Here is a 19,066-nt window from a genome sequence, read left to right on the forward strand (position 1 = left end):
CTGTTATATATTGGTTCCTTCTTCTTTATAGAATGGGAACACCAAATTATTTCTGGCATTTGTTACTCTTATTCTATACTCGATAAGGATCAATAATTTTCCATCCAATTCGTTGTTTTGATCAATCTGTATTTTTTCTACATCAATTCTAGGTTCGTAATACAGGATCGCATTCTTGATCAATTCTTTCACAAAAGTTTTCAATGTCAGATTTAATGGCTTGAATAATAGTTCATCGAGATTACATCCATAATTGGGAACCATAATACGTTCTCCGAGTCGCGTAGAAAGTAAAATCTCGAGACTACTTTTTATGTCGACCTCATCAGAAAGCATTATTACTTTTCCTGATCCATTTCCTTCTTTCTTAAACTCCGGAGGAAACCCCCATCCTGTTCCTAAAAATGACCTTTTTGTATCCATTTTTATTATCTATTAATGTATTGTTATCCTATATTTCACTTCTGATCATCGAGCTACGACCTATGCTATCCGCGTGACAGATCAATGTTATTTTGTTATACTCATCCTCCGATTATTACTGTGGGTAATCCTAAAACAATTGTTCCTCCGTGCGCCGTGCTATCTCCCATTCTAGCTGCTGGCATTCCACCAATCATTACGGTTCCAGAACCTACTAATATCGTATCAGGTGGACCTACACAAGTAGCCATATCACCTACTCTTGCTGCCGGCAATCCACCAATAAGAACTGTTGGTTCTCCTGCAGGAAGAATAGGGCCTCCTACGTGAGGGACGACTCCTGTTACCATTGGACATACATGCATATCGGTTATTCTTGCTGCTGGTGGCATATTTCTATGTTGTTTATTTGTATTGATTATTTATTCTCAATTCTTACCTTAATTAATCTGAACTAAAGAACCTTTAAGCGTTGCTGTAGCACTGGAGGACATCTCTACTCCTGCAGATCCTTCTGCTTTAAATTGAGCACTAGCAGTAATATTTACATTAGTTCCTTCGATATTTACATCCCCCGAAGCTGTCATATTAATGTCACTAGCACTTTCGATTACAATTCCAGAATCATCTATAGTTATTACGTTACCATTATCATCTTCTATACTTATAGATCCAGCGTCTTCATCGAGTACCATCTTTTTTCCCGCAGGTGTTTCTATGGATATTGATTTTTTGTCATCATCAAAGAGTACTTTCATTTCACTTCTGGTGATAAAGCCTTTCTCGTGGTTATCATCTGTGGCTGTTATAGGTGCAGGTTTTGCACTGCTATGAAGCATTCCGAGCACTACTCCATCGTTTGGATCATCATTGATGAACCCAACGATTACTTCATCTTCTATTTCTGGTCTAAAAAACGCACCTCTATTTTCTCCTGCATCCAATGAAGCAACGCGACACCAAATCCCTTGCTCTTCACTATTCACGATAGGAATCTGCACTAGAATTCGATCCTCTCCATCTGGATCTTCTTCTAACTGACTTACAATACCAACTTGAAGTCCACAAATGGCTGACAAAAGACCAGATGCAGGCATTGCATTGATTTCATATGTTTCAGAGAACCATTTTGGATTGATCCCAAATTGCGCATCGACGGTCCAGTTACCTTCTGAAATATGATGACTCACACCGGTTATATATATTTTTCCATTAAACCGGTCTCCAACTCCCTGCAGATTTAAAATGACTCCTGGTTTGACTGCGGGAATTCCCTGAAATTTTACCCTGCCTCTAATTTTAGATAACTGTTGAAACATCCACTTGGCATCACTCCAGTCCTGCAATTCTGCAGTAGAAAGTGTTCCTCCGTGTCTAAGCTCCAGATTTTCTAATGCAATAACAGATGATAAGTCTGATGGTGCCAGGTTACCATTTAGAGCGACTGCAGGATCAGCTCCTTCTGCTTCTACAATCTCCTGATCCGCATAATTCCAGCTATAAGAAGTAACTTTATCTATCTGGTGTCTTGCATCTATCTCTGCATCCAAATCCAAAATTGTAGCACCAAATGTTACTGTTTCGATTGGTTCTAAACTGAAATCAGGTTTTTTGATAGTTAGTTTCCCATCGTCTACAAAACATAGCTTACCATTGGCCTGTGCTCTAGTTACGATAAAATCCCAATCCGAAATATTATACTGTACAAGCTCCTTGTGCTCATGATTTGTGGCTTCTATCTCTTTATTAATTCCGTACGCATCAACAATCTCTTCGATAATACCGCTATCCTTATTTTCATAGAAGTACTTACTTTTTCTTCCTATGGTAAGTTTTACAGTTTCATCTTTACACTCCAGAATCAAATAAGATCCATTCGTTCTGATTTTGATATTATGTTTGATTACAATCCCTTTAAAAACCATTTCTTCATCAGAATGATATCCCGCTGTAATTTCAATCTCTGTTCCGGGAATTAATAATCCCTCGTTACTTAGTTCAAAATCTTGTTTTGCAGGTTCTCCATCTATCAAAACAATCTTAGCTGTGGAAATTCTATTGACTTCTTTCTCAATAGAAATTGTCTTTACCTGATATTTTTTAGATAGTTCTGCTCCACCTACGAGAAGTTTATGCGTAACTAAATCTGCATTTTTAGAAGTTTGTATAACGCTACCTTCTGCCATTGTTATGATTTTTTTTGAATGGGTGGAAAGAAAATTTCTTTTCCTACTTCTAGTTTTCTAAATTCGGTGAGTTGATTTGCCTTGGCTACCTCTAGATAATATTTAGAATCTCCATAAATCCGATGTGACATCAGTGGCAACGTATCTCCTTCCTTCACTAAACGAATATGTGTTAAATCCGGAGATTGATTATTTTCTTTTGCAACTCGCAAATCATCCTCTACAAATCCCTGAAATTTTGCCTTTGCAACTGCTCGTATGGGAGTTCCGTCTGACTTAAAAAGTTTAAACTCTACACTCATTTCGGTAAGACTTCCTTTAAATAACAAAGTCCCCCAATAAATCATTACATAATTCGGTTTATGTTCATCTCCATTATAATCCAGAATTACCTTTTTAAACTTTTCTATATCATCAATAACACCTTCGCCTTTATCCTTAAAAACCGTATCATCAGAGCTTTCATTTGGGTTACTACCATAATGAACGATCACACCAGTTCTATCAAAAAGAAACTCTAACTCCAGATCTTCTGGAAGCTTTTTATTGAACCGAGGTGATAAATCACTTGTACCAGATGCCTGATCTTCATTTTGTTCGATCTTATAGTTGAAGGTATACTTCTCTGGGTTTACCAATGTTGTAAACTCTCCATCTGCCACCTCATCACTAAATTGAGGATCACTATAGGCTTTAATCTTAAGTTTTGTCAATTCTCCGGTACTCATAACTATCGTTCGGTTTGTTTAGCAATAATTTCCATGACTTGTTCTACGCATTCTGCAATAATCATGTCTTTATTACCTCCAGCTTTTTTAGGATCTTTGGTTCCAGTTTTTTTGGCTTCATTATCAACATTAATCTTAATGTGTAGTTCTTTTATCTCGATTGCTCCCATTTATGTGATGGTATTATAATAGTTGTATACTAGTTCAATGGTTTCGATAACTACTTTGCTTTCTTCTGCGTTAAAATCTGCGATTGACCATTTTATAGGATATGCGTGTACAATATTCCAGGAAAGCAGTGGTTCATGCTTTTCATTCAATAATTTGACGATAAGATCAATGGGTTCAAAGTCAAAATTCTCTACTGCCTTTTTACACCAATCCACTACTTTTGAGTCTACTAGTAACCCTCTTTTTAAAACAAGATTAGGATACTTGGTTCTTACAGGAACTTTGTGCTTGAATCTATTTTCTCCACCCTCTGTAATTTCTTCAGTTTCGATATCCACAGTCAATCCAGAAACGGATTGAAACTGGTGATCCTTTTCACCGGTTGACAAACCGGTAAATTCTACACTAAAGTGAAACCCTACTGGCGGATAATAGGTAGCCATTACGAAGCAAGTTTAAGGCTATTGATTACAAATTCTGCTGATTCAATTGCAATCTCATTTCCATCAGCTTTTAGATCTGTTGACTGAATTTTTAGCAACCAAGCATCTGCAGCTTCCCAGGTAACGATTGGCTCGTGTTTTTCATCCAGTAAGCTAATGGTAAGGTCACTTCTATATTGTTCTTCACCTTCCTGAAAGAACACGTTTTTCTTCCACATTTCGTAGAATTGCCCTTTTGTAGAAGCAAAGGTTCCTCTCTTGATGGAAATATTTGCAAACTTTGTCATTCCTGGTTGTTTCTTTTTGAAATAATCGTTGTCTGCTCCTCCTCGATATTCGATAACTTCTGTTTCAAAATCTAATCCTGATACTTCAGTACAATTTAATTCGGTATCACCGCCAATTGTAACTTTAAAATGAAACTTGGGTAGTGGATATTCTGCCATGATTTCTATGTATTTTGTTGTTTATTTTTATTATTTCTATTGTTTTGAGTCTTAAGCTTCCTGCATTTTGTGAGAGAACTTAAGAATGATAAATTCTGCGGGTCTTACTACTGCCATCCCAATCTCGATAATCATTTTTCCATCAAGAATATCATTTGCAGTCATTGTTTCTCCTAGTCCAACATTTACATAGAATGCTTTATCCGGTGTTGGTCCCGCCAACGCTCCTGCTCTCCACTGTAGTGTTAAGAAATTATTAATCATTGCTTTTACACGAACCCAGGTATTCATATCATTAGGCTCAAAAACAAACTGTTCTGTTGCTTTTTTGATAGACTCTTCTGCCATATTAAAGAATCTTCTTACAGGAACGTATCTCCATTCTTTATCATTTCCTGCTAGTGTTCTTGCGCCCCAAACTAAAGTTCCTTTTCCTGTAAATGTTCTAATAGCATTAATGGATTTTCCTGCTGTAGTATCTACATTCAAACGATCCTGAATGTCATTGGTTATTTTCTGGCTTGGTTTTACCGTATATTTTACAGAAACATTTGCTGGTGCTTTCCACACGCCACGATCGCTATCTACTCTGGCATATACTCCTGCCATGGCAGATGATGGTGGTAATTGTAAAGGAAGGTTATTAATAGCAGTCTTAATATTATTATAAGTAGCACTATCCTGATCCTTAATTGCACTCAATATTAAACCGTCTAGACTACCACTATCGGTATCTACTGCGATAGCCGCTGTAATAGCTACTACTGCAGGAGTTATTAAATCTTCTACTTCTTGTATAGTTGTATCCACCGTCGATAAGGAAGCGATAGCATCTGTAGATTCTGCTTTAACCGCTGTACCATTGGCCGCACTAGAAAGATTTGCGATATGCTCGTTAATAGTATCAATTAATGTTGCTATTGTAGATCCTGGTTCTATTACAGCTTCTAAATCATCTGCTGCAGAAGTCGCTGCCGCAGATAACACAGCATCTTCATTTGAAGTCGCTGCTGCTGTATTGGCACTACTCACTACAGTATTGGCATCTCTGACTACCTGCTCTAATGATGCTATAATTGGCACTAAAGTATCTGTAATTGTTTCTACGTTTGTCAATGCTTCTGGCGCCGTACCTGCTTGTAATGTCGTATCTGCATTGGTTAGATCTGTTACTAAGCCGGTCATTGCTGCTTGCTCAACTGCTACACTCGCTACAGCATCATCACTGTCTGTCTGCAAAGAACCTCCAACTGGCACATCAGAATTATGTGTAATCTGAAGTGCATCCTCATCATAATGATAATCCAAAATTGTTTTCAAATATGGAAAATATACTGCTCCATATTTTTTCTCATCAATATCAGAACTGATATTATTTCTAATTCCTTCGGGATCATTCATTTCTACATCTTCATCATCTGTATATGTATCAATAATTGCAAATCTATCCTGCATCTTTTTACATTGTGTTAATGCATTATTGTACAGATTATAAAAATCAGCTTCATTAGCCAATGAGGTTGCATCTGGAAATAATAAAAGTGTTGGTTCATCTTCTTTTTCTAGTGTTGCTAGACCATCTGTTAGATCGCTGAATTGAACCGGAGTTGCTGAATTATTAGTGATCGCATCTGCATACGTATTCACAGAAACTATATAACACGGACCTCCTCCATTTGCAAAATACATTTGCATAGCATAATACATTAAAAATGGCGACTTTTCATCAGGCGTTGGCTCAGTAACCTTTATTGATTTTTCGCCAGCTACTTCTGTAATAGTAATACCTAAAGCTGTCTCCTTTTGTGGAAACCCAAAGTGTACTTCGTATTCTAGCATAGATGTAATCCTTTTTGGATCCATATTGAGTGTCTCGGTTAAATCTTCTTCTTTTTCCCTAGCTTTTTGCGTATATCCAATAAAAGCTGGAATCGCTGTTTCTACTTGGGCTACCGAAGGAGGAAACTTTACAATCTCCTCGATATAGACCCCTGGTGTTTTGTACGTAGTTGCCATAATTTTAATTGTTTATTAAATAAAAATTTCAGAATATGTTGTTATTATATTTGTGTTTTCGTCAGTAACTTGTTTGATCATGTTTGCCGTAGGGTTCGGAAAAATGTATTTATTAATATCCGCGGGTAATGGACCGGGAAAATCTGTATCCGGATCGATCTCTATAAAACCATTTCTGGTAAGCGGTTTTACGGTAGCGGTCTCTAATTCATTTGCATCAGATTTCTTTATATATTTCCAGATAGTTTTTCTGTTTTCGAAATGAAGTTTATATTCAGGTGATGGATCTAACAAAAAACTCTTTACATTGTTGGGGTCTGTATTATCGAACTCAATCACATCCATTGCATTATCGCCTATCATTTGAAGTTCAAAAACCCCTAATAAGCCTTTACCCTGTTCTTTTTGTACAGATTGATCTATAATTTTTTTCCCTTCATCTGTAGTAAGATCATTTTCTTCTAACTCCGTAACCAAGTCTAGTCTTTTTTTTATTTCAGCTCTTATATTCGCTTGTTCCAAACCATACCATAACTGTCTTGTGCTTTCTGCTGTTAACAAAAAATCATCTGTAATAAGATCATTTGATGAATTTAATGGAATGTATGTGTAAGGATTCGCTTCGGTAGCAGGTTTTATATTAGAAAAATAGTAGAGCCTGCTATCTTCTTTCGTTAATTCGGTATAATTATCGAATAGATAATCTTTTATGTATATTAAGAAAGAAAGCTTTACATCATTTCCTAATAATCTATGAGACCTAAACTTACTATTTTCTTCGGTCACACTTCCTAATATTCTAAAACCACGAAGGCCTTTTCTTAAAACTAATTTATGGTTCCTTAATATTTGTTGCGTTGCGTATGTAGGAATCACATTGATATATTCTAAAAAATTATATTTTTTAAGTTGTATTTCTTTTTCTTCATCAGTCATCGCTATAAAAGGTGATGATCCATCATTCAAAAAATATGAATGGAATACTTCTACTGTAAAAAGTGTTTTATATAAAGTTGTAAATGCCATTTATTTATGATTTAAACTTCCATTTATTTCTGTTATTAAGCTTCCCTCTGATTGTGTGACATCCCTTTCTATTTCGAGTACGCTTACTTTATAGATCACAGATGGGTATTGTTTACCACCTAGTGTACCCCAGATAAAATTCATCTCTTCAAAAGATGGGCTAAAGAGTTCTACTGTAAATCTGAAATCTTTTATCTTATCCATTCCATCCAATTCTCTATCAAAACTGGTATTACTCTGTGTAAAAATTCTTTTAGATTGAAAGAACTCTATGATTTTGGATAAGCTTTTTAAAGATTCTGTATAATCACTTCTATTTGCAGAAAACATAGTATATAGATTCAGGTGTACTTTGTTATTTTTATAAACTACTTTGGTCCCCTCTATTTGATGATTAAGAATATTTTTCAATGTAGCTTCCTCCTCTGTGTGCAGTAATGAAAGAATTACATTATTATTGGTATTGTTGTTATCATTAGTTTCTGATTCTATAAAAGCTATATTGTCTAATGAAACTGGTTTTTCTTCAATCTCTATATTGAAAAAATTGTTGACTTCTTCAGTAATAATTTGAAGTACTTCGAATATCATGCGCTTTTAATTAAAAATTAGATGTACTTGTTTTCATAAACCTTATCTTTTATATCAATATTTGATAATAAAGTTGATTCTCATTATAAAAATCAAAGAAATTGGGCTTTCTAATACTAACTATATGGGGATGATTTTCTTAATTCAAAAAGGGGAAACAAATGCTTGATTAAGATGTTATAAAATTATGCTTTACGCACATAAATTAATATAGCTAAAACACCAAATTTCCACGGGGAAATAGCTTTTTTAAAAAGGGTTAAATGTCCCTAAAAAACTACTGTTTTATTGTACTCGTGATAAAAAGACCTGATTCCCTGAAAACCGTGAAGAGCTTTTCACTATAACAGGTGTACATAGTATTGGTTTTATTCTAAACCTTTGTATAGTGTAAAACCAAAGCTATTTTATTATGAAAAACATACTTTTTAAATCATCAATATTGATAAGCCTCTTTTTCTTTTCTAAGGTTACCTCTCAGGAATTTGCTTTGTTAACAAATAAGACCTTGGATAGTACAGTAATACTACAAAAAACAAATAAAAGGAATCAAAACTCATTATACTATAATGATGGTTCTATAAAAGAAGTCAGAGAAACTATTAATACGCAATTAGATGGTTCTTGGAAATACTTTTACTCGAATGGACAACTGAAGAAAGAAGGAGTTTTCAGAAACAATAAAGCTGATGGTACTTGGAGAGTATATGATAAAAAAGGAAACTTGGTACGCATTGAAAACTATAAAAATGGAGTTGAACAAGGTGTTTGGAAAGCGTTTCACTCTGATGGAAATATTAAAGTTGAGGGAGGTTTTGTGCACGGTAAACGACATGGTATATGGAAAGTCTACAATGAATCCGGAACTATAGAAAAACTTGTGACTTTCGAAAATGATTTAGAAAAAAAGGTACTAAAACTAGATCATGAATCATCGGATCTAAACTTATTTTCAGTAAGTCAATCTATAGGTAATTACTAGGCCTAAATAAATCTCGAAGCATTATGGCCACCATTATTTTCCTAATTATATGTATTATCATTTCAGTGGTATCTTATCAATCTCATTGGAAGAAAATTGAACGACAGTTTGAATGCATTAATTATGAAAACTACTCATTAATTAAGGCATCTCCATTTTCAGAAGAATGCAGTACTTATGAAATTTTACAGAAAGAAAATGAGATTTGGTTTAAGAAGGATGGGAATTCTTTATTCTACATTCAGGCAAAGTCAGAAGATCCTAAAAATGTAGCGTTAATTGGTTTAGATGGTTATGGAATTCGGAATATGGAGTTTAAAAAGTACGTTTGTAAATTGGTTCAAAGAATAAAAATAAAGCATAATAATACAAACTAAAAGAAGGAAGAAAATTAATTTTCTCCCTTCTTTTTAACATCGTAGCATACTGCAAAATTACATTTTCACATCAGACAGTTTTACTTCTTTAGCATCTTTATCCAGCATTAATACTTCATCAAAACCTGCATTTTTAAATTGCTCAAACTGGGTAGCGGCATCACCGATAACCAAATAAGCCATTTTAGACTCATCCAGGTACTTATTAGCTAATGCTTTATGCTGCTCTAAAGTCATACCTTCTATAATGGCTTCTTCATTTGCTATATAATCCGGTGCCAGATCATAATTACCAATGTCTTGTAACATTCTTAATAACGCACCTTGAGTTTCGAATCGTCGTGCATTTGATTTGATCAACGCATTTTTTGTGAATTCAAGATCTTCCTGAGAAATACCGTTTTTATATTTTTCGATTTCATCCTTGAAAATTTTTACAGACTCAAAAGTTGTATTCGTACGTACACTGGAAGAAGCGGTAAAAGTCCCTGGAATCTTACTACCACTAAACCCTGATCTAGCTCCATAAGTATATCCTTTTTCTTCTCTAAGAATTAGATTTACGTTTCCTGAGAAAGACCCTCCTAATTTATAGTTCATCACCGTTGCTGGAAAATAGTCTTCATCTGTACGCGCCATAGAAAGATATCCAATATTAATAACCGATTGTTTAGCATTCGGTATATCCACAAAGTATAAGGATGATTTATCTCTATTATCTACGATTTCATACTCGGGAATTGTTACTTCTTTACTCGCCCATTTATCTTCTAAGCTTTTGAGAGCTGCAAGAGCCTTATTCTGATTTAAATCTCCAACAATTTGAAATCTACTCACAGAAGGTGAAAAATTATTAGCATAAAACTGCTTTAAATCATCTATAGTAATAGATTCTACAGATGCGACTGTTCCTGTTGTAGGATATGCAAACATGTGTTTATCACCATACAGTACTTTGTTGTATACATTTCTGGCAACTACATTAGGGTTTGCAGCAGACCTTTTGATATCATTAATTGTTTTCGTCTTGATTCTGGCAAACTCTTCTTCATCCCATCTTGGTTCTAAAAGAATTTCTTCTACTAAATCTATGGTTTTATCCAAGTTTCTAACCAGGGTATTTCCACTAATTACAATAGACTCTCTGGTAGTATACATTCTAATGGATGCTCCTAACAATTCTATTTCTTCTTCTAATTGCTCTGGAGTTTTGGTAGCTGTACCTTCCATCATAATATCAGTCATAAGATTTGCAACTCCCACTTTATCAAAAGAATCTAACAAATGCCCTCCAGAGATTACCAAACTAAAATTAGCAATTGGAAGTTCATTTTGCTCAATCCCATAGATTTCCATTCCATTAGCTAAAGTAGTCTTCCAGGAAGATGGTACATTCAGTTTTGGCGATTCTCCTTCTGCTGGTGCTACAGATCGATCAAAAGCAGATGGTGTTTTTTCTATCTCTTCTTTAGTTTCTGCCACTGCCGTTTCTACATTATCCTTGATTTCTTCTTCAACTACCGCTGCCTTCTTAGAATCTTTTGCAGCTAAATCTGTTTTCCCTTTAGGCACAAAACTCGTAATTATATATGGCTTATCCTTAATATATTTGTTATACACTCTAATGACATCCTCTTTAGTAACTTGTTTAATGTTTTCTATATCCTGTGTAATGAATCCAGGATCTCCGGCAAATACGTTGTACTGTGCTAGTTGAAATGATTTTCCTAAAACACTACTGATTCCATTGTAGAATTGTGTTTCTAGACCGGCTTTAATTCGTTCGATATCTGTCTCGGTAATTCCCTCTTCTTCAAACTTTGCAAATGCTTCGAAAACTCCGGCTTCAATATCTGCAAGACTTTTTCCTTCATTAGCAGTTACACTAACTCTAAACTTTCCTGCAATTTCCATAGAACGATTCCACGCATTTGTATCTGAGGTAAGCTCTTTTTCCTTTACCAAAACTTTGTATAATGGAGCTTTTTTACCTTCAGCTAACAACTCTCCTAAAAAATCCAATGCGTACGCATCTTTAGTATATTGTTCTACTGTAGGCCAAACCATATTAAGCTGGGCTGTAGTAGCAAAGTTATCCTCGTGCATAAACCTTTTGGTTTCTGACAAGGTTACATTCTGAACTTTCAGCTTTTCTACAGGCTGTCTTTTCTTGATTTCTCCAAAATACTTTTCGATCATTGATTTGGCCTCTGCAGTTTCAAAATCCCCTGCTAATACTAAAGTTGCATTATTCGGCCCATAGTATTTATCGTAAAATTCTTTCACATCTTCAACTGTTGCGTTTTGAAGATCCTCTAACTCACCAATTACCTGCCAATTATATGGATGCCCTTCGGGAAAAATATTTTTATCTATTACCCAGCTGGTATGACCATAAGGGTTATTATCTACACGTTGCCTTTTTTCATTTTGTACAACTTCTTGTTGATTGTTAAATGCACTTTCTGTAACTGTATTTATTAAGAATCCCATTCTATCAGATTCTAACCACATTACGGTCTCCATAGCATTTTTCGGAACTACTTCATAGTATATAGTTCCATCTTGCCAGGTACCTCCATTAAGTGTACCGCCAACGTCCTGAATCTTTTTAAAAAACTGATCCTGAGGAACATTTTCGGATTCTTGGAATAACATATGCTCGAATAAATGAGCAAATCCGGTTCTTCCGGTCTTTTCACGGTTAGATCCTACACCATACTGAATCGCTACAGAAACTATAGGGTCTGATGTATCCTGGTGTAAAACAACCTGAAGGCCATTTTCTAATTCGTACTTTTCGAAATCGATCGATAATCTACCAACCTCTTCGGTTTCGGTTTCTGGTTGTGCCTCTGTTTCTTTTTTGCAAGAAACAACTGCTAAAAATAAAAAGGACAATACTATAATTAGGGTCCTAGATACTTGAATTTTCATGATATAGTTTTTTGATTAAGTTTCTAAAAGTACTTTATGCAAACGAGTATTCATCTTGTTGTATTATTAAAAAAAAGTTAAAAAGACCAAATAACCCCTAACCAAAGTCCTATTTAACTTCAAAAAATTATGAATTCTTTATAAAAAACAATGGTTTCTATATAATAATAAAAAAAAAGCTTGAGATTTGATTCTAATCATTTGTTTCTTTTAATCTATCAACATTCGTTAAAAACTAGCTCCTTACTCTACCCATTGTAATGTGTTAGCTATATTGTTAATCTCACTTACCCCAACAACTGGTCTAGGCAAATCTCTATTAATTTCAAATGTTTTACTTCCTAATCAATCATATTCAGTACTCACCCCAACCAACCATCACGATCCAAACTTCGATATTGTATGGCCTCAGAAATGTGATCTCCTTTTATAGATACAGAACCCTCGAGATCTGCAATCGTTCTGGAAACTTTTAGGATTCTATCATAGGCTCTGGCAGAAAGGTTTAATCGCTCCATAGCGGTTTTTAATAACTCCTTTGAGGCGGTATCCAGTTGGCAATATAAACGTATTTGTTTTACCCCCATTTGTGCGTTGTAATGAATGCTTTTAAAATCTTCAAATCGTTTTGTCTGTTTATCTCTTGCTTTAATCACACGTTTTCTAATATCCACACTACTTTCTCCTCGTCTTTCTTCACTTAATTTATCAAAAGGTACAGGAGTAACCTCAATATGAATGTCGATGCGATCTAATAATGGTCCCGAAATTTTACTGAGATACCGTTGCATCTCTGACGGTGAAGAAGTCACTGGTGCATCGGGATCATTGAAATATCCTCCAGGACTTGGATTCATACTAGCTACTAACATAAAACTAGAAGGGTATGTTACTGTAAATTTTGCTCTGGAAATTGTCACTTCTCGATCTTCTAATGGTTGACGCATTACTTCGAGTACTTCTCTCTTAAATTCTGGGAGTTCATCTAAAAACAGTACTCCGTTATGGGATAGTGATATTTCACCAGGTTGCGGATAGCTACCACCGCCTACCAAAGCAACATTTGATATGGTATGGTGTGGACTACGAAATGGTCGCTGAGCCATCAGCCCAACGTGGTCTTTAATCCTACCTACTACACTGTGGATTTTGGTGGTTTCTAATGCTTCCTGCAATGACATAGGCGGCAATATACTGGGCAGTCGCTTACTAAGCATTGTTTTACCGCTGCCTGGAGGTCCTACGAGAATAATATTATGTCCTCCGGCTGCTGCTATTTCCATACATCGTTTGATGCTTTCCTGCCCTTTTACATCTGCAAAATCAAATTCGGGATTATCCAATTCTTTATAAAACTCTTCTCTTGTATCCACTATTGTTTGTTCCAACGTTCCTTTTCCATCAAAAAAATCAATCACTTCTTCAATGTTTTCTATGCCATATACCTGTAAGTTGTCTACAATAGCAGCCTCTCTAGCATTTTGTTTTGGTAAGATAAACCCTTTAAAACCCTCTTCTCTTGCTTTTATGGCAATTGGTAATGCGCCTTTTATAGGCTGTAATCCTCCATCTAGAGAAAGTTCTCCCATAATTAGGTAATCGGAGATATGTTCTCCTTGGATCTGTGAACTAGCAGCCAGAATTCCTAGTGCTAGTGTTAAGTCATATGCAGAACCTTCTTTTCTAAGATCTGCAGGAGCCATATTGATCGTGATTTTTTTACCTGGTAATTTGTACCCATTATTTTGTAATGCTGCTGCAATCCTAAAACTACTTTCTTTTATCGCATTATCAGGTAATCCAACCAAATGATATCCTATTCCTTTATCGATATTAACTTCTACTGTAATCGTTGTAGCCTCAACACCAAAAACGGCACTTCCAAATACTTTAATTAGCATATTTTTTATATATAAAAGTAGTATTCATTTATTTTGATGAATACTTTGATCAATAACATGTGTGTATCAAACAACATATGTTACCTCTACTTCTCTTATTTTTTTATGTTTTTTAAATTTAATTAAAAAATATAGGAAGGGATTCATAAGGATTATCAGGAAAACTCTTGTTTAAAAACCTAAATAATCATCTGATTTTAAAAAACATGGGATATCAAAATTACTATAAAGAATTAGCTTTGAGAAAATGAGTCAGGAATTGAATGTTATCAATTCAAAACCTCTTTCTTGATTTGAGAAGAATTATTTGAATAAAAATAAATTCGCAAATGTATAGATAACAAGCAAGTAAAAAACAATTAAGACAATTTCCAAACGATATTTTCCTACAATTCTTCGTAACATAGTAAAGCATATTTATAGATTACATACATAATAAACAGTTAATTATGGTTGTACCCTACTTATGACAAACACAATATGTTGGTATACTGAGTTTTGGAAAAAACAATAAATTGGTAAAGTAACATTTTTCTGTGTTTACAAACTAAAAGCCCTTTTTCCATTTCTCATCATAATTATAACATAACAAACAATTTAGAGAACCGTTTCTTGGGGAGTTAGAAACAATTTTTCATTTAAAAATCTAAGGGTTGGTATTTTATCTTTAGTTTCTACAAGAATTGAAATATTATTATTACTACCTCCGTAAGAAATCATTCTAACAGGTATGTATTTTAAAATCTCAAATATTTTATGAGAGTTTTTGTCATTTATAACAGACTCGCCAACTACACATATTATACTATGATCCTGTTCTACAGTTACCTCTGCATATCCTTCAATCTCCTGTACAATCTCATCAATATAGCTGGTATCATCAATGGTAAGAGAAATAGCAATCTCTGAGGTAGTTATCATGTCTATGGAAGTTTGATAGTTATCAAAAACCTCAAAGATTCTTCTAAGGTATCCGTGTGCCATCAACATTCTGTTTGATTTAATCTTGATGGCAGTAATCCCATCTTTTGCCGATATCGCTTTCAGTCCTTTTCGATAGGTTTTATTAGAGATTACCGTGCCAGGGGCTTCTGGATCAAAAGTATTTTTAAGTAATACCGGTATATCTTTATCTACAACCGGTGAGACTGTCTGTGGATGTAAAATTTTTGCCCCAAAGTAAGCTAATTCAGCAGCTTCGTTGTATGTAAGGTGTGCTATAGGATTCGTCCCGTCAACATACCTTGGATCATTATTATGCAATCCATTAATATCAGTCCAAATTTCAATTTTGTTTACGCGTAGCGCTGCTCCAATAATGGTAGCAGTATAATCACTTCCTCCACGTTTCAGTGTACTTATTTGATTCAAATGATCAATACAGACAAAACCTTGTGTAATATATAAATCGCTGGACTCCTCACGATTTATAACTTCTTTTAGTCGTTCTGAAACTTTAGGAATATTTGGATTCTCTATTGTATCCACAAACATAAAATCTCTCGCGTTAATCAACTTATTATCAACACCGTTTACTTGTAAAAAGTTAGAGAAGATATACGTCAATAAGGTCTCTCCAAATGTCAGAACTTTAGCATTTAGGACCTCTGAATATTCCTGATTAGACAATTCTAGCATATTGGTAATCATAGATGACACATTGTCTTTAAGTTCATTTCTTAACACTGCATCTTCAATCAATTCATCAATAACCTCTATATGTTTACTTTCTAATTTGTGGAGATTTCTTGTAATTGCCTCTCCATCTTTTAATTTAATATATTCGACAAGATTTACCAATTGATCCGTAACTCCAGACATCGCAGAACATACCACAATCTTCTGCTCACCATCATTGATTAGGATGTCTCTTACTTTATATAAATTCTCGACAGACCCAACAGATGTTCCTCCAAATTTTAAAACCTTCATTATATTTTATTTTTACTATGCATAATTATACAATAGTGAAGGAATAATAAATATTTTCGATAAAAAAGTATATATTTGCACAATGTGTTAAATATATAACAGAATGAAAACTATTACTGATTGTGTTCACAATATACTAAGGCACCAGCCTTTTTTGGAAGATGCGTTATCCAGAGACATTATAAATTTTAGTTCTTTGGCTACTGACCTACTACCACAAGTAGAAAGAGAAATGAGAAAACCTGTAAAACCAGGTTCTATAGTGATGGCGTTACGCAGGTATCACCCTAAGAGGATCAAACACTCAGAAAATCTTGGTACTTTAGGAGATATTGTCGTAAGATCCGGAATTACCGAGTATGCTTTTTTAAATTCTAATACGATACTAACTAGTCAATCAAATCTTTTAAACACCGTAAAAGATAAAACTAAAACCTACTTTACGTATTCAAGCAATTTTCAGGAAAGCAATATACTAGTATCTTCTTCTTTGAAAGAAATTGTAGAAGACCATTTTAAAAATGAAACCTGTATTTCGATTACTGATAATTTGTCTTCTATGTCCATTGCATTGCCTGATGATAGCTCAAAATCAATCGGTTTATACTTTTACATTTTTAAGCTCCTGGCCTATGAAGGTATCCCTGTATTTGAAATTATTTCAACCTCTAACTATTTTACGTTATTTCTGGAAAAAGAATATGTAAATGACGCTTTTTTACTAATGAATGAAATAAAAGAGAATTAAAAAAGCCCTGTCGCCAGGGCTGTATATAATTTTGATTCTTTTCAAATTTTACCAAATCTCAACTCGCTTTTCGGGACTTAGATACATGTTATCTCCTTCTTTAATATCAAAAGCATCATAAAATGCCTGAAGATTTAATAAAGGTTGTATAGCTCTAGTGGTCCCTGGAGAATGTGGGTCAGTTTTTATTTGAGTTCTTAAAGCATCTTCTCTAATTTTAGTTCTCCAAACGGTAGCCCAAGACAAGAAAAATCTTTGCTCTGGAGTAAAACCGTCAATATCCTCTGGTCTCCCGTTTTCTGCTAAATGCATCTGTAATCCATCGTAGGCACCGAGTACACCTCCCAGATCTCCAATATTTTCTCCTAGTGTGAACTTACCATTTATAAATACACTATCTAAAACTTGTATAGCACTGTATTGCTCTGCTAACGCATCTCCTCTTTCTGTGAATTTTTTTAGGTCATCATCAGTCCACCAGTTAGATAAATTACCTTCTGCGTCAAAACGCGCACCAGAATCGTCAAAGGCGTGAGATATCTCGTGACCAATCACTGCTCCGATCCCCCCATAATTGACCGCTTCATCTGCCGTATAGTTATAAAAAGGAGGTTGTAGTATTGCCGCAGGAAAAACAATTTCGTTAAATAAAGGATTAAAGTATGCGTTTACTGTCTGTGGAGACATTCCCCACTCGGTTTTATCAACAGGTTCTCCTATTTCTTTTATATTCTTGTTGAATCCCCATTCTGCCACCGCCATCATATTTTCAAAATATGAATTTTCGTCCTGTACATTAAGATTAGAATAGTCTTCCCATTCATCAGGATACCCGATTTTGACAGTGAATTTATCTAGTTTCTGGATAGCTTTGGTTTTGGTACTGTCACTCATCCAATCCAGAACCTCAATTCTTTTTTGATATGCTTTAATTATGTTGGCAATCATCTTTTCTGCTTTTGCCTTTGCTTCTGGAGGAAACTTAGCATCAACATATAATTGCCCAATTGCTTCTCCAACGGAACCATTTACCCGCGCTAACGCACGCTCTTCCAGTGGTCGCTGCTTGATAGCGCCATTCAATGTTTTACTATAAAAATCCCAGTTTGCCTTTTCGATTTCTGTAGAAAGAGATCCTGCAGCTTGATTTAAGGTAGACCAACGCATTACAGTTTTAAGGTCCTCTATACTTGTATTGGAAAGTACACTTTGCAACTCTTTCATGTATTTAGGTTGCATGACAATTACAGAATCCAATTGTTTTTTAACACCTAAATCTTTCATTAGTTTATTCCAATCAATCGCTGGGGTCATTTCTGAAAGTTGCTCTATTGATCTTGGATTATTAAAATTTCTTGTATCTCTACTTTCCACTTTATCCAACCTTGGCTCCGCCAGTTTTGTCTCAATTGCTAATATGATATTTGCATTACTACGAGCTTGTGTTTCAGTTTCACCGATATACTGAAGCATTCTGGTGATATGATCCACATATTGACCTCTAATCTCAATAGATTTTTTATCCTCATCCAGATAATAATCACGATCTGGTAATCCTAATCCACCTGTAGATATGTATGGAGCATTGATCTCACTATTGCTTAGGTTAGGGAAAGAAACTAATCCGGCAAACGGTGAAGAAGCTGCAGTTTCTAAAGCTAAAACAGTCTGTAAATCTTTTAGATTCTTAATTCCTGCAATTTTATCCAAAGTTGGTTGTAGTGGGGTAACACCTGCTTTGTTTCTTGCAACAGTGTCCATAATAGATTCATAAATCAGTAATGCTTTATACTGATCAGTTCCTTTTTCGTATGTACCGCTTGATTTGGCTTTCTCAAGAATCTCTAGCACATCGTAATCCGTCTTTTTTCGTAAAACTCCAAAACCTCCCCAACGGGTTCTATCTTCTGGAATTTCAGTATTTTTCATCCAATTACCATTTACATAATTGTAAAAGTCTTCTTTTGGACTCACACCAAGATCCATATTATCCAGAACAATACCCGGAATCTTTTCTACCGTAGCTATTGTTTCAGATTCATGCTCCACATCATTTTTGGCTTCATCCTTACAGCTTATAAAAGCTATGAGAAATACCACCAAAAAATACACTTTTCTCATTTTTGTATTCATTTTATTAAAATATTAAGTTTAGTTCC

Annotated in this window: 17 protein-coding genes; 3 read left to right on the plus strand and 14 right to left on the minus strand. The window is 34.8% G+C overall.

Features of this window, described 5'->3' with window-relative positions; all coding sequences use genetic code 11:
* Positions 1–3: 3 nt before the first annotated feature.
* The 10 genes from ACWGOQ_RS21385 to ACWGOQ_RS21430 all read right to left on the minus strand — a co-directional run bounded on the left by ACWGOQ_RS21385 (position 4) and on the right by ACWGOQ_RS21430 (position 8,030).
* A complete protein-coding gene (locus ACWGOQ_RS21385; RefSeq protein WP_452059756.1) occupies positions 4–423 on the minus strand; it encodes a gp25 family contractile injection system sheath assembly initiator in 420 nt (139 codons plus the stop codon).
* Between the two features lie 101 nt (positions 424–524).
* Positions 525–815, minus strand: a complete 291-nt coding sequence (locus ACWGOQ_RS21390) for a PAAR domain-containing contractile injection system baseplate protein (RefSeq protein ID WP_452059755.1) — start codon at positions 813–815, stop codon at positions 525–527.
* 48 nt (positions 816–863) lie between these two features.
* A complete protein-coding gene (gene vgrG, locus ACWGOQ_RS21395) occupies positions 864–2,609 on the minus strand; it encodes a type VI secretion system tip protein VgrG (RefSeq protein WP_452059754.1) in 1,746 nt (581 codons plus the stop codon).
* Positions 2,610–2,611: 2 nt separating this feature from the next.
* Entirely contained in the window at positions 2,612–3,337 is a 726-nt protein-coding gene (locus tag ACWGOQ_RS21400) for a CIS tube protein (protein ID WP_452059753.1), read from the minus strand.
* Positions 3,338–3,339: 2 nt separating this feature from the next.
* A complete protein-coding gene (locus tag ACWGOQ_RS21405; protein ID WP_452059752.1) occupies positions 3,340–3,507 on the minus strand; it encodes a DUF5908 family protein in 168 nt (55 codons plus the stop codon).
* On the minus strand, positions 3,508–3,951 hold the full coding sequence (locus ACWGOQ_RS21410) for a phage tail protein (RefSeq protein ID WP_452059751.1): 444 nt from the start codon (positions 3,949–3,951) through the stop codon (positions 3,508–3,510). It abuts the gene before it with no gap.
* The gene (locus tag ACWGOQ_RS21415; RefSeq protein ID WP_452059750.1) at positions 3,951–4,397 is read right to left on the minus strand and encodes a phage tail protein; all 447 of its coding nucleotides are present in this window, start codon (positions 4,395–4,397) and stop codon (positions 3,951–3,953) included. The genes ACWGOQ_RS21410 and ACWGOQ_RS21415 overlap by 1 nt, the downstream gene beginning before the upstream one ends.
* A 51-nt stretch (positions 4,398–4,448) precedes the next feature.
* Positions 4,449–6,413 carry a phage tail sheath family protein gene (locus tag ACWGOQ_RS21420; protein ID WP_452059749.1) on the minus strand — a complete coding sequence of 655 codons (1,965 nt, stop codon included), beginning with the start codon at positions 6,411–6,413 and terminating at the stop codon, positions 4,449–4,451.
* Positions 6,414–6,428: 15 nt separating this feature from the next.
* Positions 6,429–7,439: a hypothetical protein gene (locus ACWGOQ_RS21425; protein WP_452059748.1), complete on the minus strand. Its 1,011-nt coding sequence runs from the start codon at positions 7,437–7,439 to the stop codon at positions 6,429–6,431.
* The gene (locus ACWGOQ_RS21430) at positions 7,440–8,030 is read right to left on the minus strand and encodes a contractile injection system cap protein (RefSeq protein ID WP_452059747.1); all 591 of its coding nucleotides are present in this window, start codon (positions 8,028–8,030) and stop codon (positions 7,440–7,442) included. It abuts the gene before it with no gap.
* Between the two features lie 412 nt (positions 8,031–8,442).
* Between ACWGOQ_RS21430 and ACWGOQ_RS21435 the strand changes: the two genes are divergently transcribed.
* Both ACWGOQ_RS21435 and ACWGOQ_RS21440 read left to right on the plus strand, forming a co-directional pair.
* The gene (locus ACWGOQ_RS21435) at positions 8,443–9,012 is read left to right on the plus strand and encodes a toxin-antitoxin system YwqK family antitoxin (RefSeq protein WP_452059746.1); all 570 of its coding nucleotides are present in this window, start codon (positions 8,443–8,445) and stop codon (positions 9,010–9,012) included.
* Between the two features lie 23 nt (positions 9,013–9,035).
* Complete coding sequence (locus ACWGOQ_RS21440; RefSeq protein WP_452059745.1) at positions 9,036–9,389, plus strand: hypothetical protein; 354 nt, start codon at positions 9,036–9,038, stop codon at positions 9,387–9,389.
* Positions 9,390–9,446: 57 nt separating this feature from the next.
* Here ACWGOQ_RS21440 and ACWGOQ_RS21445 read toward each other — a convergent pair whose 3' ends face one another.
* From ACWGOQ_RS21445 to ACWGOQ_RS21455, 3 genes are all read right to left on the minus strand, one after another.
* Positions 9,447–12,326: a M16 family metallopeptidase gene (locus ACWGOQ_RS21445; protein WP_452059744.1), complete on the minus strand. Its 2,880-nt coding sequence runs from the start codon at positions 12,324–12,326 to the stop codon at positions 9,447–9,449.
* A 362-nt stretch (positions 12,327–12,688) separates the two neighbouring features.
* The gene (locus tag ACWGOQ_RS21450) at positions 12,689–14,227 is read right to left on the minus strand and encodes a YifB family Mg chelatase-like AAA ATPase (protein ID WP_452059743.1); all 1,539 of its coding nucleotides are present in this window, start codon (positions 14,225–14,227) and stop codon (positions 12,689–12,691) included.
* 597 nt (positions 14,228–14,824) lie between these two features.
* Positions 14,825–16,159: an aspartate kinase gene (locus tag ACWGOQ_RS21455; protein WP_452059742.1), complete on the minus strand. Its 1,335-nt coding sequence runs from the start codon at positions 16,157–16,159 to the stop codon at positions 14,825–14,827.
* Positions 16,160–16,262: 103 nt separating this feature from the next.
* Here ACWGOQ_RS21455 and ACWGOQ_RS21460 point away from each other — a divergent pair, with 103 nt between their 5' ends.
* A complete protein-coding gene (locus tag ACWGOQ_RS21460; RefSeq protein WP_452059741.1) occupies positions 16,263–16,907 on the plus strand; it encodes a hypothetical protein in 645 nt (214 codons plus the stop codon).
* Between the two features lie 48 nt (positions 16,908–16,955).
* On the opposite strand, the gene ACWGOQ_RS21465 is transcribed toward ACWGOQ_RS21460, so the two are convergent.
* A complete protein-coding gene (locus ACWGOQ_RS21465; protein WP_452059740.1) occupies positions 16,956–19,028 on the minus strand; it encodes a M13 family metallopeptidase in 2,073 nt (690 codons plus the stop codon).
* Between the last annotated feature and the right edge of the window lie 38 nt (positions 19,029–19,066).

The organism is Aquimarina ulvae (assembly GCF_053613295.3).

Bases quoted from the DNA above. Each gene is read 5' to 3' on its own strand.
- ACWGOQ_RS21415 (WP_452059750.1), bottom strand. From the start codon at position 4,397: ATGGCAGAATATCCACTACCCAAGTTTCATTTTAAAGTTACAATTGGC.
- ACWGOQ_RS21400 (WP_452059753.1), bottom strand. From the start codon at position 3,337: ATGAGTACCGGAGAATTGACAAAACTTAAGATTAAAGCCTATAGTGAT.
- ACWGOQ_RS21405 (WP_452059752.1), bottom strand. From the start codon at position 3,507: ATGGGAGCAATCGAGATAAAAGAACTACACATTAAGATTAATGTTGAT.
- vgrG (WP_452059754.1), bottom strand. From the start codon at position 2,609: ATGGCAGAAGGTAGCGTTATACAAACTTCTAAAAATGCAGATTTAGTT.
- ACWGOQ_RS21410 (WP_452059751.1), bottom strand. From the start codon at position 3,951: ATGGCTACCTATTATCCGCCAGTAGGGTTTCACTTTAGTGTAGAATTT.
- ACWGOQ_RS21425 (WP_452059748.1), bottom strand. From the start codon at position 7,439: ATGGCATTTACAACTTTATATAAAACACTTTTTACAGTAGAAGTATTC.
- ACWGOQ_RS21460 (WP_452059741.1), top strand. From the start codon at position 16,263: ATGAAAACTATTACTGATTGTGTTCACAATATACTAAGGCACCAGCCT.
- ACWGOQ_RS21445 (WP_452059744.1), bottom strand. From the start codon at position 12,326: ATGAAAATTCAAGTATCTAGGACCCTAATTATAGTATTGTCCTTTTTA.
- ACWGOQ_RS21435 (WP_452059746.1), top strand. From the start codon at position 8,443: ATGAAAAACATACTTTTTAAATCATCAATATTGATAAGCCTCTTTTTC.
- ACWGOQ_RS21420 (WP_452059749.1), bottom strand. From the start codon at position 6,413: ATGGCAACTACGTACAAAACACCAGGGGTCTATATCGAGGAGATTGTA.
- ACWGOQ_RS21430 (WP_452059747.1), bottom strand. From the start codon at position 8,030: ATGATATTCGAAGTACTTCAAATTATTACTGAAGAAGTCAACAATTTT.
- ACWGOQ_RS21455 (WP_452059742.1), bottom strand. From the start codon at position 16,159: ATGAAGGTTTTAAAATTTGGAGGAACATCTGTTGGGTCTGTCGAGAAT.
- ACWGOQ_RS21465 (WP_452059740.1), bottom strand. From the start codon at position 19,028: ATGAGAAAAGTGTATTTTTTGGTGGTATTTCTCATAGCTTTTATAAGC.
- ACWGOQ_RS21390 (WP_452059755.1), bottom strand. From the start codon at position 815: ATGCCACCAGCAGCAAGAATAACCGATATGCATGTATGTCCAATGGTA.
- ACWGOQ_RS21450 (WP_452059743.1), bottom strand. From the start codon at position 14,227: ATGCTAATTAAAGTATTTGGAAGTGCCGTTTTTGGTGTTGAGGCTACA.
- ACWGOQ_RS21440 (WP_452059745.1), top strand. From the start codon at position 9,036: ATGGCCACCATTATTTTCCTAATTATATGTATTATCATTTCAGTGGTA.
- ACWGOQ_RS21385 (WP_452059756.1), bottom strand. From the start codon at position 423: ATGGATACAAAAAGGTCATTTTTAGGAACAGGATGGGGGTTTCCTCCG.